Genomic DNA, 14,542 nt, shown 5'->3' with positions numbered 1-14,542 from the left:
CCGGGCCAGATATCACAAGGGCCTGCAGCGATAAGGCACAGCAAAGTCTGATGTTAATACCATGAAATAGTAAGAGTTTAAGGATTATTCAGTACGCCTGTCGGTTGTAAGAAATCTCTGTTATTGCTGGCTGCACGGGGCTGGAAATCGTTATGCGAAGCGTCGACTGTTTTGCTTTGTTGATGTGCTTTTGAGGTAAAAGCGGGTATGATTATCGCCTGTATTCGTTAATTGATTCCTCTTTTTTTAGCCTCTGGAGTTTCCCCGTTGATCAGTGTGCTTCTTGTTGATGACCATGAACTTGTCCGTGCCGGAATCCGTCGCATCCTGGAGGATGTCAAAGGTCTGGCCGTGGTCGGAGAGGTCAACTGTGGCGAGGATGCCGCTAAGTGGTGCCGTGCCAATCAGGTTGATGTGATCCTCATGGATATGAACATGCCGGGCATCGGTGGACTGGAGGCGACGCGCAAAATCGTGCGTTACAATCCCGATATCAAAATCATCATGCTGACCATTCACACGGAAAATCCGCTGCCTGCGAAAGTGATGCAGGCGGGGGCTGCAGGCTACCTCAGTAAAGGGGCTGCGCCGCAGGAGGTGATCAATGCGATTCGCTCGGTCAATGCCGGACAGCGCTACATCGCTTCAGATATCGCTCAGCAGATGGCGCTGAGCCAGATTGAGCCACAAAAAGCGGAATCCCCCTTCAGCTGTTTGTCGGAAAGGGAATTGCAGATTATGCTGATGATCACCCGTGGACAAAAGGTGACGGAAATTTCCGAGCAGTTAAATCTCAGTCCTAAAACCGTTAACAGTTACCGCTACAGGATGTTCAGCAAGCTGAATATCAGTGGCGATGTAGAGTTAACGCATCTGGCCATTCGACATGGCCTCTATAATGCGGAGCCGTTAATCAGTAGTGAATGACGTTTTTGATTCCAAAGCCTTTCTGAGTACGGTAACCAGCAAGCCCGGTGTTTACCGCATGTATGACGCCTCAGGCACCGTCATCTATGTGGGCAAAGCCAAAGACCTGAAGAAGCGTTTGACCAGCTACTTCCGCACTCAGGTCGGCAGCCGCAAAACCGAAGCGCTGGTTAGTAATATCCAGCACATCGATGTCACCGTAACCCACACCGAAACCGAAGCGCTGCTGCTTGAGCATAACTACATCAAGCTCTACCAGCCGCGCTACAACGTGCTGCTGCGCGACGATAAATCTTACCCCTACATCTTTCTTAGCAGCGATACCCATCCGCGACTGGCGATGCACCGTGGTGCAAAGCATGCCAAAGGCGAATACTTTGGCCCGTTCCCCAACGGCTATGCGGTGCGTGAAACGCTGGGGCTGCTGCAAAAAGTTTTCCCTATCCGCCAGTGCGAAAACAGCGTCTACCGCAATCGCTCCCGGCCCTGTCTGCAATATCAGATTGGTCGCTGTCTGGGTCCCTGTGTCGCGGGACTGGTCAGTGAGGAGGAGTATGCACAGCAGACCGATTACGTGCGCCTGTTCCTGGCGGGGAAAGACGATCAGGTTCTCAACCAGCTGGTCAAACGGATGGAAGAGGCGAGCATCGGCCTGCGCTTTGAAGAGGCGGCACGCCTGCGCGATCAGATTCAGGCTGTGCGACGGATCACCGAAAAGCAGTTTGTCTCGAATCAGGGTGATGACCTTGATGTGATGGGTGTGGCTTATGAAGCGGGCATGGCCTGTCTCCACGTGCTGTTTATCCGTCAGGGCAAAGTGCTAGGCAGCCGCAGCTACTTCCCGAAAGTGCCCGTCGATACCGATCTGGCTGAGGTCGTTCAGACCTTTGTCGGGCAGTTCTACCTGCAGGGCAGCGAGGCACGTACGCTGCCTGGCGATATTTTGCTGGACTTCACCTTGCCAGAGCGTGAACTGCTGGCTGAGTCGCTCAGTGAACTGGCCGGACGTCGGGTGAGTATTCAGAGCAAGCCGCGCGGGGATCGCGCCCGTTATCTCAAACTGGCGCGCACCAACGCCGCGACGGCGTTAACCACGCGGCTGTCACAGCACTCCACAATTCATCAGCGGCTGATGGCGCTGGCGGAGTTTCTTGAGCTGGACAAAATTAAACGCATGGAGTGTTTCGATATCAGTCATACCATGGGTGAGCAGACCATCGCCTCCTGCGTAGTGTTCGACCAGAATGGTCCGCTGCGTGCCGATTATCGTCGCTACAACATCAGCGGCATTACGCCGGGTGATGACTATGCCGCCATGAATCAGGTGTTACGCCGCCGTTATGGTAAAGCCATTGAAGAAGATAAGATTCCGGATGTGATTCTGATCGATGGCGGTAAAGGCCAGCTGTCTCAGGCGAAGCAGGTCTTCGCGGAACTGGATGTGCCCTGGGACAAAAGCCGGCCGATTTTACTCGGCGTAGCGAAAGGCAGCGATCGTAAAGCCGGACTGGAGACGCTGTTCTTTGAAGCGGAAGGTGAGGGCGTTTCGCTGCCACCCGATGCGCCAGCGCTGCATGTGATCCAGCATATTCGTGATGACGCTCACAATCATGCCATTTCAGGCCACCGTAAAAAACGGGCCAAAGTAAAGAACACCAGCGCACTGGAAAGCATCGAAGGGGTGGGGCCGAAACGGCGTCAGCAACTGCTTAAGTACATGGGGGGCCTGCAACCGCTGATGAACGCGTCGGTGGAGGAGATCGCCAATGTACCCGGTATCTCACATGCTCTGGCAGAAAAAATATACTACTCGTTGAAACACTAGCATTGAAACGGGGGGGGCAATGTAGGAACATAGGCTAAATTCTACCTATATCCAGACAGTTACCGGCATATGCAATTAAACATTCCGACGTGTCTCACCCTGTTTCGAGTCGTGCTCATCCCGTTCTTTGTGCTGGCTTTCTATCTGCCGTTCACCTGGGCGCCGCTGGCGACTGCACTGATTTTTGTTTTTGCTGCCATCACCGACTGGTTTGATGGCTTTCTGGCGCGCCGCTGGAAGCAGACGACACGCTTTGGTGCGTTTCTCGATCCGGTAGCGGATAAAGTGATGGTGGCCATTGCGCTGGTGCTGGTGGCGGAATATTTCCACGCCTGGTGGATTACGCTGCCCGCCGCCACCATGATTGCACGCGAGATCATTATCTCTGCGCTGCGTGAATGGATGGCGGAGATTGGTAAACGCAGCAGCGTGTCGGTTTCCTGGATTGGTAAAGTGAAAACCACTGCCCAGATGTTCTCACTGTTTGCCTTGCTGTGGCGTCCTGATGCGACCGTCGTGGCGATTGGTGTGGTGGCGTTATACATTGCTGCCGTGCTGACTTTCTGGTCTATGTTCCAGTATTTAAGCGCCGCGCGCGGTGATCTGCTCGAACCGTGATCGATACGATTTAAAAAGCAGCAAACGGACGCGCTGTGAGGATAATTTTATTGACTCATTGCGTCATCTAAGTAGAATGCATCGCATCGAACGGCAGCCAGGCTGCCAGAAGATAAATAAAATCAGCAGGTTCGACGAAATTGCTGAATTGCGGGAATAGCTCAGTTGGTAGAGCACGACCTTGCCAAGGTCGGGGTCGCGAGTTCGAGTCTCGTTTCCCGCTCCAGATTCGCAGGTCAGGTTAACCTGACGGCACATCAGTTTAAGGCGCGTTGGCAGAGTGGCTATGCAGCGGATTGCAAATCCGTGTACCTCGGTTCGACTCCGGGACGCGCCTCCAGTTACACCCTGCCCGGGTGGTGAAATCGGTAGACACAAGGGATTTAAAATCCCTCGGCTGTAAGGCTGTGCGGGTTCAAGTCCCGCCCCGGGCACCATATTTCTGCCGAAGAAAATCTAATAAAATAAAAGCAATATGCAGTAATGTCGTAACCGCCCAAGGGCGGTTTTTTTGTGCCTGCTATCTGGCGGATACGGCGACTGCAACCTCCGTTTAGCGGTATAAGCCGGCATCAGCCCCGGGAGCTGAACACCAGCTCATCATCAGTGTCACTCACCAGCACCATCCGTTGCGCCTCACCACTGGAAGAGACAAAGGTCACTTCATGGCCGATGCTGATATCATCAAAGGCGTCGGTCGGCTGTGACTGCTTCCGGATCTCCAGTACCATCCGCGAGGGATAGGGTTTATCATTAACCGTATCAATATGATAATTGGCGGTAAAATTCAGTTCGGGTTGATCAACCACGTAAAATTGTCCTGACGGCATAGTCTTGACCTCTGCAAAATGTTGGCCATAAGTCCCGGTCGGAACAGGCTGCCTGAAACTTAAGGTTAGCTGAATAATCAATGCCTACAGGCAGCAGCACCTCTTTTTTGATTTCATACGACGGTTGCAATATACCTGCCGCTTGCGCTTGCCTGGTCAGAAAGTCGTACTACGCTTCTTGTTCACACAGCGCGGCTTTTCCAGGCACGCCATTCGGGCATGGTATAAAGGTATTACTGCAACTCTTAACGGGTTGACGATGCGGGTTCAACTCCTGCTGCCCGGTCCTTCTCCTGCATCTACGTTAACGCCAGCCTGGCCCTTTTGGGGTTCTGCCGATTCATCCCAATTACATCCGATTTCACTCATTTTTGCGGCTTGTGTCGAACTCTGTAACCTGTTGAAACGTTGTGGTTTACCGTATTGTGGTAGCTATTGTTTGCCGTCGCAGAGAATTAATGCCAATGATTACACCTTCCACACCTGACTTAACTGAACCGGCGGTCCCTCCGGTTATCGGTGTTGTCGCCAGTCAGTTGCTCAATCCGTATCAACAAAAAATGCTGGACGAAGTGATGCGCCAGCTTAACGCGCGCGGTGTTATCTCGGTGCTACTGAGTGCCGAAACCGACGTCACACTGACCGCACTCATCCGGCAGGCTACACCACTCGGGCTGCGTGGTTTGCTGTTACTCCCCGGTAACCGCGTTACTGATGCCTGCAATTTGCCAGTGCTTCAGATTGACGCTGAGCCTGAACTGCAGGCGGATGCACTGCGGGCGGGTGAGGTGACAGCGGAATTATTGCTTAAACAGGGGCATCAGCGGTTTGGCTTTATGCAGGCTCAGCCAGGCGAACTGGCGCAAAAACAGGGCTATCGCGCCGCCCTGCTGGCGGCGGGCATGGCGCTGAACGCCGAACTGACTGTGGGGAGTGATGATCGCGACTGCGCTTATCAGGCGATGATGTCTTACCTGAAAAAGACACGTGCTGCTGAGCGTATCCAGGCACTCTTCTGTGAAATCGATCTGATGGCCTTTGGTGCAATGCAGGCGATTCGGGATTTTGGTCAGGGTATTCATCTGGCAGTGGCAGGTTTTGGCGATAGTGAAGAAGCCCGCAGCTCAACCTGGCATCTTACCAGCTGGTCACCTGACATCCGGCAGATCGCTGGTCGCGTGCTGGATCGCTGGCTGGGACAGCAGGCAGGCAACAGCAGTGCTGAAGAGCAGGGGCAATTACAGCGGCGTCACTCTCACGCAGGCAAAGTGCTGCCGGGTGAGATGTCAGCCTGCGGCTGCGCCTTCCGGCATTAACCAGCCCGCAACGCAGGCTGGCAGAATAATGTCAGGCCTGCGGTTGTCCTGCCGGGCCGCTGCCGCCGGGTGCGCCCACCGGCTGCTGCCCGCCAGGTGGTGGCGGTGGCGGGGCATCTCTGCCCGGTGGCGGCGGTGCACAGGCCGTAAGCGTGGCGAGGATAGCCAGTGTGGATAACAGATAAGCAGTACGTTTCATCGTAATTCCCCGATCAGGTAAGCGGAACGTTGAGTATAGAGAATTGCAACAAAACCGCCCGGACAGGGCTAAATCATCAACACGCATGGCAAATTGTCGACGATTATTTGAGACGCCTCGCAACTCGCGCATGCTGGCAATGCGTTTCAGGCCGGAGCGCGCTAAGGTAGCGCTTCATTTAAGAGGAGTCGTTATGAATGGCATGATGAAGTTCGTCCGCGGGTGGCTGGTGTTCTCTGTACTGTGGGGCGTATTCATGTGGTTTATGTCATGGCATCAGCAGGGCAAAGAGCCTGGTCTGGCGATTCTGACAAGTCTTTACGCCGGTTTAATCTACCAGGCGCTGATTACCATGGTTGGCCGCTACCGCGCGCGGCGGCAACAGGCTGAGTGAGTTCTGCTGCCGGAGAGGCAGCAGAACGGCGTTTTTAGCCGAAATTACCGGTCAGACGCTGATGGAAGTCCGTGCTGCGTGGATCCAGCCCCTCAATGGTCACCTCTGCACCATAACGCTGATAGCGATACTCAATGCCGTCCAGCGCCGCGACGCTGGACGCATCCCAGATTTGCGCGTGCGTTAAATCGATAGTGACCTTTTTAGGGTCATGGGCATAATCGAAATGCTCAAACAGATCGTTGCTGCTGGCGAAAAAAAGCGGGCCGCGCACCACATAGCGCACCGACTCGCCATCTTCGCTCAGCTGACGCTCCGCATGAATAACGTGCGCAATACGGCGGGCAAACAGCAGCATAGCCAGGATTACCCCAGCCAGAACGCCCAGTGCCAGATTACCTGTCCAGACAGTCACCGCTACCGTCAGCACCATAATCAGCGTCTCTGACCACGGCATACGTTTCAGGGTAGCGGGTTGCAGGCTATGCCAGTTAACGGTTTTCACGGCCACCACCATCATGATCCCGGCCAGTACCACCATCGGGATTTGCGCCATAATCCGGCTCAGTCCGGTCACCAGTAACAGCAGCACCAGACCGGCGGCCACGGTGGAGACCCGGCTGCGCGCCCGGCCCAGCTCAACATTGACGATGGTCTGACCTATCATCGCGCACCCGGCGATACCGCCATAAAAGCCCGCCAGAATATTCGCCACGCCCAGGCCCCAGGATTCGCGACGCTTACTGGATGGGGTATCGGTCAGGTCATCGACCAGTTTGGCGGTCAGCAGTGACTCCATCAGCCCGACAAAGGCGATGCTCAGGGCCGTGGGCCAGATAATCTGCAGGGTCTGCAGGTTAAGTGGCACCAGCAGGCTGTTAAAACCGGGCAGACCGGGACTCATCGGCCCTTCATCGCCCACGTTCGGCATGCGATAGCCCATTAACAGCGCGACGGCAGTCACTACCACAATGGCAACCAGCGGTGAAGGAACACTTTTTATCAGACGCGGCAACAACAGCACGATAGCCAGTGTGACGGCAAAGAAGATCCACACCAGTGATGACTGTCCCCAGACGTGCGGCACCTGAGCAAAGAAAATCAGCACCCCGAGCGCATTCACAAATCCCAGCATCACCGAACGGGGAATATAACGCATCATGCGCGCCAGACCGGCCACACCAAACAGAATCTGAATGACGCCGCCCATCACCACCGCAGGCAGAATATATTCAACGCCGTGCAGATGGACCATCGGCCCGATAACCAGCGCCACTGAACCCGCAGCCGCTGTTACCATCGCCGGACGTCCGCCCAGTATCGACAGGGTCAGGCAGAGCACCACCGAGGCGACGAGGCTGACTTTAGGGTCTACACCGGCAATAACGGAAAAGGAGATCACTTCAGGGATCAGCGCCAGCGCGGTAATCACCCCGGCCAGGCATTCGCGGGTCAGCAGCGCAGGCGAACGCAGAACGCGCCCTACACTGATATCGCCCGCCACAACGTCGGTTGCGGCAATATCATTGGTTTGAGTCATAAAGGATTGCAGGCTCTTTAGTTATTTTGCTCCCGCGCGAGGGGCGGGAAGATCAGGATAAACAGTGAGGGGCAGATAGTACCGGGCGACTGGCGAAGATACCAGAAAAAGGCGGATGACTCCCTCCGTGGAGTCGATGCTACAGTGAAAAATCGTCCGGGGTTTTATGGACCACCAGTTCAAGCAGCTGTCGGTAGATATCCAGTAATTCCCTGTCGCTTTCCAGCTCCAGCCGATGAATAAGCTTTGAGATAATCGCTTTATTGTTCACTGGCATGCCTGACTGCAAAATTTCTGCAACCAGGATACCCAGCATCTCCATCTCGCTGGCGGGTTTATTGGCGGCAGGATTAAAATAATCAGCAATTTCCTGATTGGTCCGGGGAAGAATATATTGCATGTGTAAGCCCTTCAGAACAGCCCGATTCCGGTTCGGATGTCAGGACAAAGCGATCAAAAAAACCACCGCATGGACAGATGCGATGGTACCAGTGTCACAAATTGAACAGAAAAAATAACCTCTGAAGGTGGAAATCCACTGACACCTTCAGAGGCGACGCAAGTGCATCATTCGTTACAGAGTCGCATGACAACTCGTGGCAGTAAACTTATACAATGAAGCCCAATCTGTACAATCGGATTCTTTAACAAAGTGTGCTATTTGACACTTATCAGCAGCTTATAAGGACTATTCCGAAACGAAAGCTGTACAAGTAACCTGTACAAACGGCGGGGCCGAGGGGCGGGAGGGGAAAAACAGGAAGCCATGACCAGCTTCCCGCAAAAAGATTAGCTGAATAGCGCCAGTTTTGCCGTCAGCTTTCGCAGGGCTTTTTTATCGCCGACGATGGCGACGCCCAGCAGGCGCCACTGCTGACGCGGTTGCTGTCGCAGGACGGCGCTCAGCGCCTGATAATCGGTGGTGGTCTGACCCTCTTCCGGAAACAGCACCAGATCGTATTCAGCCTGTTCGCACTGTTCCCGCAATGCACTGAGCTGCTCGTCAGTCGCGGCCAGCACCGGAATGCCGGTGGTGATCAAACCGGGAGAAGGGCGCCTGTCAGCATCCTCCAGGGCGTCGCCAACCAGCGCCGGATGTCGCTGTCCCAGGGTTAATGCCATCACGGCGGCAGCATTGGTGGCTTTGCCAGGCGGCAGAGCGGCATTGAGTATCATTACACAGCGTGGGTCTTGCATTGCGCTTCTCCTGACTAAAAAAACGCATTGTGGCAAGTGGCTTAACCCAGGTCTGGAAGATTTGTGCAGGCGTGCTGATAACGGGAAGGGGTAAGCTGGCAGGCGCGTTTGAACCAGCGGCCCAGGTGACTCTGATCGGCGAAACCCAGCGCGGCTGCCACATCGGCGACGGGCTGGCCCTGCGCCAGCTGACGACGCGCCTGGCTCAGCCGCCACTGCACCAGCCAGGCGTGGGGCGGTAAACCCCAGTGAGCCTGGAACAGACGCGATAACCGGAAGCGATCTACCTGCAGATGCTGCGCCATCTGCTCCAGACCGGGATTATCCGCATGATGGGCAATCAGCCAGTCACGCGCCTGCAGCGCCAGCCGCGCATCTTTATCCGGGGGCTGAGCGGGCTGTGACCACTGCCGGTGCGGGATGAGCTGACCAAACATCCGGTCCAGCGCCGCCTCTTTGATGATGGCGGGATGGTTGTGCCACAGCGCATCAAACGCATGCCAGACGGCATAAGCCAGTGGACGCTCGTCGCGCAGCGTGGCGGCAAAACGTAGCTCACGCAGTGAGGGTTTATCAGCCAGCATCGGAGCCAGGTGCTGCGCAATCTGCTGCGGTGAAAGATAGAGCATCCGGTAGGTAAAACCGCTTTCGTTGATGGCATCACCATCATGCAGCTCCTCCGGCTCCAGCATAAAGACCGTGCCTGGTCGGCTCTGATGCTGTTTGCGCCGTGAATGAAACTGCTGTACACCTTGCTCGGTCACGCCAATCAGATAACTGTCGTGCCAGTGAGGATCATAGGCGTGTCCGGTAAAATGGGCGCGTAGCGCCTCAATACCGCTGACGGCGTCACGGCGCAGATCGACCCAGTTTGCTGATGCCTGTTTCATGTTATCCGGCTCCCGGTTGCGGCCTCTGGACATTCTGCCGCGATCCACTAATTTTTAACAGACCGGACGCTTTTCATTGGCGTTTCGCTTTGCGTATAATAACGCCATCACTCAATTAGAACTCTTACTATTAGGCTGCTAACATTTGTCTCAGCACACGCGTACCTTTACCCACTTATTGCATCTGACCGCACATGCCTGGCGCCTGGCGGTGGATCGTCACCTTAAAGATAGCGGCTTAAGCATGAGCAGCTGGATGGCCATCGGGCTGATTGCCAGTGAGCCGCAACGCATGACCCAGACCGAGCTGGCACAGCTGCTGGGGCTGGAAGATGCCAGCATGGTACCGCTGGTGGATCGGCTGGTGAAACAGTCACTGCTGATGCGGGTACAGCCGCCAGAAGATCGACGTAAGCGTCACCTGGTGCTGACTGATAAGGGTAACGAAGCGTTCGCCAAAGTGAAAACCGAGGCTGACGCACTCCGTACTGAAATGCTGGCCGATATTGACCCTCAGGATCTGGCCGTGACCGAGCGCGTATTGCAACAACTCCTGAGCCGCATGGGAAGTATGTAGCAGTGGCAAAGCGAAATCCCTACGCTGCACGCGAGTGGTTGCCGCACGAAAAACCGATGCTGCCGGGATCGCCCTCGACGCCGCTGCATCCGATGCCAAAACGCCTGGCGTTTGGCCTGATCGGTTTACTTATTTCGCTGACCGGTGCGCTGAGTAACGCGCTGGTCACGGCGAATCTGGTCAACCTGCAGGGGACTTTTGGTGCCTGGTCGAATGAGATTGCCTGGCTGCCTGCGGTCTATGTGATGGGCAACATCTCTATTAACCTGCTGCTGGTCAAATTCCGCCAGCAGTTTGGCCTGCGTGTCTTTACCGAGGCGTTTCTGGTGCTGTATGTACTGGTGGCGTTTTTCCATCTCTTCGCCAACGATCTCAGTTCGGCAATCATTGTGCGCACCGCTCACGGTATGGTGGCTGCGGCGCTCAGCTCTCTGGGCATCTACTATCAGGTACAGGCCTGGCCTGCGAAACATCGCCTGAAAGCGCTGGTGATTGGCCTGACGGTATCGCAACTGGCTATCCCGCTGGCCCGCTTATTCTCTTCGGAATTGCTGCAGCTCAACGAGTGGCGCGGTCTCTATCTGTTTGAACTCGGTCTGGCGCTGATTGCGCTGGGCGGGGTACTGCTGGTGAAACTGCCACCGGGCGATCGCATCAAAACCTTTGAAAAGATGGATTTCGTCACCTTTATCCTGCTGGCACCCGGTATGGCGCTGCTGTGCGGCGTACTGACGCTGGGCCGTATTGAGTGGTGGTTTACCACGCCCTGGCTCGGTATCTGTACCGCGATCGCCCTGACGCTGATTGTCGCTGCGATCGTCATTGAGCATAACCGGCGCAACCCGCTGATCAATACCCGCTGGCTCAGCAGCGGCATGATGGTGCGGCTTGGCATTGTGATGATCATGATCCGTATCGTACTGGCGGAACAGAACACCGGCGCAATCGGCTTTCTGCAGCAGATTGGCTTGCAGAACGATCAAATGCGCGGTCTGGCGCTGGCGATCATGGCCGGGGTTATTGCGGGCATCGCCGCCAGTGCGCTGACTATCAAGCCCAATCATCTTAACTGGCCGATTGTCACCTCGCTGGTAGTGATGATTATCGCCTCGCTGATGGATGCGCAATCCAGTCCGCTGACCCGCGCCAGCAATATGTATTTCAGTCAGTTTCTGCTGGGCTTCAGCAGCGCCTTTTTCATGGCACCCGCGATGCTGATGGGCATTGGCAGCGTGGTGACTCAGCCGAAAAATCTGGTGAGCTTCGTGGTGCTGTTTGGCATGAGTCAGAACCTTGGCGGGCTGATCGGCTCGGCTATTCTTGGCACGTTTCAGGTCTGGCGGGAAAAATATCACTCCAGCCTGCTGGGCGATCAGCTCTCACTGCTCGATCCCAACGTCACCGAACGGCTCAGCCAGTATAATGCGCTGTTTAATTCGCTGGTGGGTGATGACGTTCTGCGCGGCGCGCAGAGCACCAGCCAGTTACAGGTAATCGCCACGCTGCAGGCCAACGTGCTCGCCTATAACGACACCTACCTGTTAACTGCCGCGCTGGCACTGGTCACCCTGATGTGGGTGATCTGGCGTTTGACCCGTCGTCGTTATCTTGACTGGCGTCAGGCGCAATTTAACCTGCGTGAGCAGCAACAGCTGGCCGCATTACAGGAATCAACGGAGAAACAATGAGTCAGCAGGATGAGCTTCAGGCGGCGGAACGCGAACGCGCGAATCGCCGCCGTATTCTTTCTATCGCCGCAGGCAGCGGCATTGTGGTGATTGGTGTACTGGTTATTCTTTATGCCTGGCAACTCTGGCCCTTCACCAGCGCAATACAAAGCACCGAGAATGCCTATGTGCGCGGTCAGGTGACCTTTATCAGCCCGCAGGTTAATGGCTATCTCACCTCAGTCGAAGTGATCGATCTGCAGCCGGTGAAAAAAGGGCAGTTGCTGATGACGATTGACGACCGTATCTATCGCCAGCGGGTGCATCAGGCGCAGGCGCAGCTGGCGATGAAGCAGGCGGCGCTGAACAATAACCTGCAGCAGCGTCGCAGCGCAGAAGCGACCATCCAGAGCAATAAAGCGGCACTGGAGAATGCCAAAGCACAGGCGCTGAAAAGCGGCTTCGATCTGAAGCGTGTCGAAAATCTCACGGCGGATGGATCCCTGTCGGTGCGCGAGCGCGATGCCGCCCGGGCCGCAGACGCCCAGGCGCAGGCGCAGGTACGTCAGGCTGCGGCGCAGATCGCCGTCGCCCAGCAGAATCTGCAAACCGTCATCGTTAACCGTGACGCGCTGAAAGGCGATGTCGACAGCGCCCGCGCCGCGCTGGAGCTGGCGGAAATCGATCTGGCGAATACCCGGATTACCGCGCCCGATGATGGCCAGCTCGGCCAGCTGGCGGTGCGCACTGGCGCCTATGTCACGGCAGGTACGCGCCTGACCTCGGTGGTGCCTAATCACAAATGGATTATCGCGAATCTGAAAGAGACCCAGCTGGCAAATATTCGTCCAGGCCTGCCGGTGACGATTCGGGTCGATGCGCTGGATGGCAAACGCTTTACGGGTCAGGTTGAATTTATCTCTCCGGCCGCAGGCTCAGAGTTCAGCGCGATTTCGCCCGACAACGCCACCGGTAACTTCGTGAAAATTGCGCAGCGCATTCCGGTTCGCATCCGCATCAATGACCAGGATATGCATCAGTTACGCCCGGGTATGTCGGTCGAAGTCAACATCGACACCGCCGCACAACCCGCCGGTGAGGGCGCGCCATGATGCGGCGCGGCTTAATGGTAAGCGCACTGGCACTCCTTCTGACCGGCTGCGCCACGCAGGTTGAAAAGGCACCGGCCTCTCTGCCGATCCCCGACGCCTGGCGCAATAGTGTCGGGCCATCTGCTGCGCCGGAGGCGGAGTGGTGGCGCGCTTTTCATGATGAAAATCTCAACCGGCTGGTGACGCAGGCGCTGCGCAATAACCCCGATATCCTCACGGCGCGATCCCGGGTTGACCAGTATCGCGCCCAGCTGCGCGCCACGCAGGGCGATAACTTTCCGACCCTGAGCGCCGGTGTGGCCGCGACCCGGGAGCGTACGCTCTCGTCAGTGACGGGCCAGCCCTATGAAACCGATATTTTTCAGGGCTTATTACAGGCGAACTACGAGGTCGATCTCTGGGGAGCACGCAGCAGTAGCATCACCGCATCGCAGGCGAGTTTAGCGGCGCAGCAGGCCGCTGCGTCTGCCGCCGAGCTGACCATCGCCAGTTCGGTGGCGTCAGGTTATCTCAACCTGTGCGCGCTGGATGAGCAGTTGCGGGTCACGGAGGCGACGCTGGCGACCCGCAACAATTCGCTGAAGCTGGCACAGCGTCAGTTTGAAACCGGCTACACCTCCAGGCTGGAGTGGATGCAGGCCGCCTCGGAATATCAGTCGGCCAAAGCGCAGATGCCTCAGTTGCAGCACCAGATCACCCAGCAGGAGAATGCGCTGAGCCTTCTGGTGGGTATGAACCCGCGCAGCATCGCCCGTCGTCAGCAGTTTGACCAGATTTCACCGCAGCGGATGCCGTCACTGCTGCCATCAGAGCTACTCAATCGCCGTCCGGATATTGTGCAGGCTCAGCGCCAGTTACTGGCCGCAGATGCCAGCCTGGCATCGTCGCGCGCTAAGCTGCTGCCTGGGCTTAACCTCACCGCGACCGGCACCCTGCAGAGTTCGGTGCTGCACCAGCTCGCGGATGATCCGTTCCGGCTGTGGAGCGTGGGCGGCAGCATCCTGGCACCGCTGCTGAACCGTGAAGCACTGACGGCGCAGGTGGATGTCTCAATGGCGACGCGAAATCAGGCACTTTATGGCTATGAAAAAGTGGTGCGCAACGCCTTCTCGGAAGTTAACGATGCAATAGACGCTATCAGGCAGCGTGAGGCACAACTTCAGGAGCTGCAAAAGCAGGAAGCCTATGTGACGGAAGCGCTGCGCATTGCCCGCAATCGCTATCAGAACGGCTACGCCTCCTATCTGGATGAACTGGATGCGCAGCGCACCCTGTTTTCAACGCAGCTGAATCGGGTGACTGTCAAAAATAACCTGCTGCTGGCGCAGATCGATCTCTACCGCGCGCTGGGCGGTGGCTGGACACCCGCCTCCACACAGTAATCCCCAGACCGATCCAGCCGCAGCCAGAGTTTCTGCGGCAGGGATCGGCCTCTGCGCTGTCGCGGCGA

General features: G+C 56.3%; 15 protein-coding genes and 4 tRNA genes. 13 read left to right on the top strand and 6 right to left on the bottom strand.

What is annotated here, in order from left to right:
• The first annotated feature begins 267 nt into the window (after positions 1-267).
• The 6 genes from uvrY (at position 268) to ACO6VX_RS07555 (ending at position 3,807) form a co-directional block, all read left to right on the top strand.
• A complete protein-coding gene (uvrY, locus tag ACO6VX_RS07580; protein ID WP_010246608.1) occupies positions 268-927 on the top strand; it encodes a UvrY/SirA/GacA family response regulator transcription factor in 660 nt (219 codons plus the stop codon).
• Entirely contained in the window at positions 920-2,752 is a 1,833-nt protein-coding gene (gene uvrC, locus ACO6VX_RS07575; RefSeq protein ID WP_010669803.1) for an excinuclease ABC subunit UvrC, read from the top strand. The genes uvrY and uvrC overlap by 8 nt, the downstream gene beginning before the upstream one ends.
• A gap of 69 nt (positions 2,753-2,821) precedes the next feature.
• The gene (gene pgsA / locus ACO6VX_RS07570) at positions 2,822-3,370 is read left to right on the top strand and encodes a CDP-diacylglycerol--glycerol-3-phosphate 3-phosphatidyltransferase (RefSeq protein ID WP_010246604.1); all 549 of its coding nucleotides are present in this window, start codon (positions 2,822-2,824) and stop codon (positions 3,368-3,370) included.
• Between the two features lie 150 nt (positions 3,371-3,520).
• Positions 3,521-3,596: transfer RNA gene (locus ACO6VX_RS07565), tRNA-Gly, on the top strand.
• A gap of 40 nt (positions 3,597-3,636) precedes the next feature.
• Positions 3,637-3,710, top strand: a tRNA-Cys gene (locus ACO6VX_RS07560).
• 10 nt (positions 3,711-3,720) lie between these two features.
• Positions 3,721-3,807 (top strand) — tRNA-Leu (locus tag ACO6VX_RS07555).
• Between the two features lie 135 nt (positions 3,808-3,942).
• Here the strand turns inward: ACO6VX_RS07555 and ACO6VX_RS07550 are convergent.
• A complete protein-coding gene (locus ACO6VX_RS07550) occupies positions 3,943-4,179 on the bottom strand; it encodes a hypothetical protein (protein WP_223565690.1) in 237 nt (78 codons plus the stop codon).
• 234 nt (positions 4,180-4,413) lie between these two features.
• Here ACO6VX_RS07550 and ACO6VX_RS07545 point away from each other — a divergent pair.
• Together ACO6VX_RS07545 and ACO6VX_RS07540 are read left to right on the top strand one after the other, a co-directional pair.
• Positions 4,414-4,486 (top strand) — tRNA-OTHER (locus ACO6VX_RS07545).
• Between the two features lie 178 nt (positions 4,487-4,664).
• The gene (locus ACO6VX_RS07540) at positions 4,665-5,516 is read left to right on the top strand and encodes a substrate-binding domain-containing protein (RefSeq protein ID WP_422458024.1); all 852 of its coding nucleotides are present in this window, start codon (positions 4,665-4,667) and stop codon (positions 5,514-5,516) included.
• A gap of 31 nt (positions 5,517-5,547) precedes the next feature.
• Here the strand turns inward: ACO6VX_RS07540 and ACO6VX_RS07535 are convergent, their stop codons facing one another.
• A complete protein-coding gene (locus tag ACO6VX_RS07535; RefSeq protein ID WP_010246480.1) occupies positions 5,548-5,715 on the bottom strand; it encodes a hypothetical protein in 168 nt (55 codons plus the stop codon).
• Between the two features lie 193 nt (positions 5,716-5,908).
• On the opposite strand from ACO6VX_RS07535, the gene ACO6VX_RS07530 reads away from it, so the two are divergent.
• Positions 5,909-6,109, top strand: a complete 201-nt coding sequence (locus tag ACO6VX_RS07530; protein ID WP_010669807.1) for a DUF6404 family protein — start codon at positions 5,909-5,911, stop codon at positions 6,107-6,109.
• Between the two features lie 34 nt (positions 6,110-6,143).
• On the opposite strand, the gene ACO6VX_RS07525 is transcribed toward ACO6VX_RS07530, so the two are convergent.
• The 4 genes from ACO6VX_RS07525 to ACO6VX_RS07510 all read right to left on the bottom strand — a co-directional run bounded on the left by ACO6VX_RS07525 (position 6,144) and on the right by ACO6VX_RS07510 (position 9,736).
• The gene (locus ACO6VX_RS07525; protein ID WP_022625901.1) at positions 6,144-7,649 is read right to left on the bottom strand and encodes a SulP family inorganic anion transporter; all 1,506 of its coding nucleotides are present in this window, start codon (positions 7,647-7,649) and stop codon (positions 6,144-6,146) included.
• A 139-nt stretch (positions 7,650-7,788) separates the two neighbouring features.
• Positions 7,789-8,049 (bottom strand): biofilm/acid-resistance regulator YmgB/AriR, encoded by a 261-nt coding sequence (locus ACO6VX_RS07520; protein WP_010246474.1) that lies wholly within the window; start codon positions 8,047-8,049, stop codon positions 7,789-7,791.
• A gap of 389 nt (positions 8,050-8,438) precedes the next feature.
• Positions 8,439-8,846 carry a DUF2000 domain-containing protein gene (locus tag ACO6VX_RS07515; RefSeq protein ID WP_191918598.1) on the bottom strand — a complete coding sequence of 136 codons (408 nt, stop codon included), beginning with the start codon at positions 8,844-8,846 and terminating at the stop codon, positions 8,439-8,441.
• 41 nt (positions 8,847-8,887) lie between these two features.
• The gene (locus ACO6VX_RS07510) at positions 8,888-9,736 is read right to left on the bottom strand and encodes an AraC family transcriptional regulator (protein WP_052270889.1); all 849 of its coding nucleotides are present in this window, start codon (positions 9,734-9,736) and stop codon (positions 8,888-8,890) included.
• A 145-nt stretch (positions 9,737-9,881) separates the two neighbouring features.
• On the opposite strand from ACO6VX_RS07510, the gene ACO6VX_RS07505 reads away from it, so the two are divergent.
• From ACO6VX_RS07505 to ACO6VX_RS07490, 4 genes are read left to right on the top strand one after another with little or no spacing between them, the layout of a single operon-like run.
• Positions 9,882-10,313 (top strand): MarR family winged helix-turn-helix transcriptional regulator, encoded by a 432-nt coding sequence (locus ACO6VX_RS07505; RefSeq protein WP_010669811.1) that lies wholly within the window; start codon positions 9,882-9,884, stop codon positions 10,311-10,313.
• Between the two features lie 2 nt (positions 10,314-10,315).
• Positions 10,316-12,001: an MFS transporter gene (locus tag ACO6VX_RS07500; protein WP_029518976.1), complete on the top strand. Its 1,686-nt coding sequence runs from the start codon at positions 10,316-10,318 to the stop codon at positions 11,999-12,001.
• Entirely contained in the window at positions 11,998-13,092 is a 1,095-nt protein-coding gene (locus ACO6VX_RS07495) for an HlyD family secretion protein (protein WP_010669812.1), read from the top strand. Before ACO6VX_RS07500 ends, ACO6VX_RS07495 begins: the two co-directional genes overlap by 4 nt.
• On the top strand, positions 13,089-14,474 hold the full coding sequence (locus ACO6VX_RS07490; protein ID WP_370881057.1) for an efflux transporter outer membrane subunit: 1,386 nt from the start codon (positions 13,089-13,091) through the stop codon (positions 14,472-14,474). The genes ACO6VX_RS07495 and ACO6VX_RS07490 overlap by 4 nt, the downstream gene beginning before the upstream one ends.
• Positions 14,475-14,542 lie beyond the last annotated feature (68 nt).

It is taken from the genome of Pantoea sp. BJFS-204 (assembly GCF_049310725.1).
GTDB lineage: Bacteria > Pseudomonadota > Gammaproteobacteria > Enterobacterales > Enterobacteriaceae > Pantoea > Pantoea agglomerans.
Note: the sequence above shows the minus strand (reverse complement) of the source record. Positions and strands in the feature narration are given on the sequence as shown.

What these genes read in the sequence shown, in the direction of transcription:
- pgsA (WP_010246604.1), top strand. Translation starts at nt 2,822, where the DNA reads ATGCAATTAAACATTCCGACGTGTCTCACCCTGTTTCGAGTCGTGCTC.
- ACO6VX_RS07540 (WP_422458024.1), top strand. Translation starts at nt 4,665, where the DNA reads ATGATTACACCTTCCACACCTGACTTAACTGAACCGGCGGTCCCTCCG.
- ACO6VX_RS07535 (WP_010246480.1), bottom strand. Translation starts at nt 5,715, where the DNA reads ATGAAACGTACTGCTTATCTGTTATCCACACTGGCTATCCTCGCCACG.
- ACO6VX_RS07530 (WP_010669807.1), top strand. Translation starts at nt 5,909, where the DNA reads ATGAATGGCATGATGAAGTTCGTCCGCGGGTGGCTGGTGTTCTCTGTA.
- ACO6VX_RS07525 (WP_022625901.1), bottom strand. Translation starts at nt 7,649, where the DNA reads ATGACTCAAACCAATGATATTGCCGCAACCGACGTTGTGGCGGGCGAT.
- ACO6VX_RS07520 (WP_010246474.1), bottom strand. Translation starts at nt 8,049, where the DNA reads ATGCAATATATTCTTCCCCGGACCAATCAGGAAATTGCTGATTATTTT.
- ACO6VX_RS07515 (WP_191918598.1), bottom strand. Translation starts at nt 8,846, where the DNA reads ATGCAAGACCCACGCTGTGTAATGATACTCAATGCCGCTCTGCCGCCT.
- ACO6VX_RS07510 (WP_052270889.1), bottom strand. Translation starts at nt 9,736, where the DNA reads ATGAAACAGGCATCAGCAAACTGGGTCGATCTGCGCCGTGACGCCGTC.
- ACO6VX_RS07495 (WP_010669812.1), top strand. Translation starts at nt 11,998, where the DNA reads ATGAGTCAGCAGGATGAGCTTCAGGCGGCGGAACGCGAACGCGCGAAT.
- ACO6VX_RS07490 (WP_370881057.1), top strand. Translation starts at nt 13,089, where the DNA reads ATGATGCGGCGCGGCTTAATGGTAAGCGCACTGGCACTCCTTCTGACC.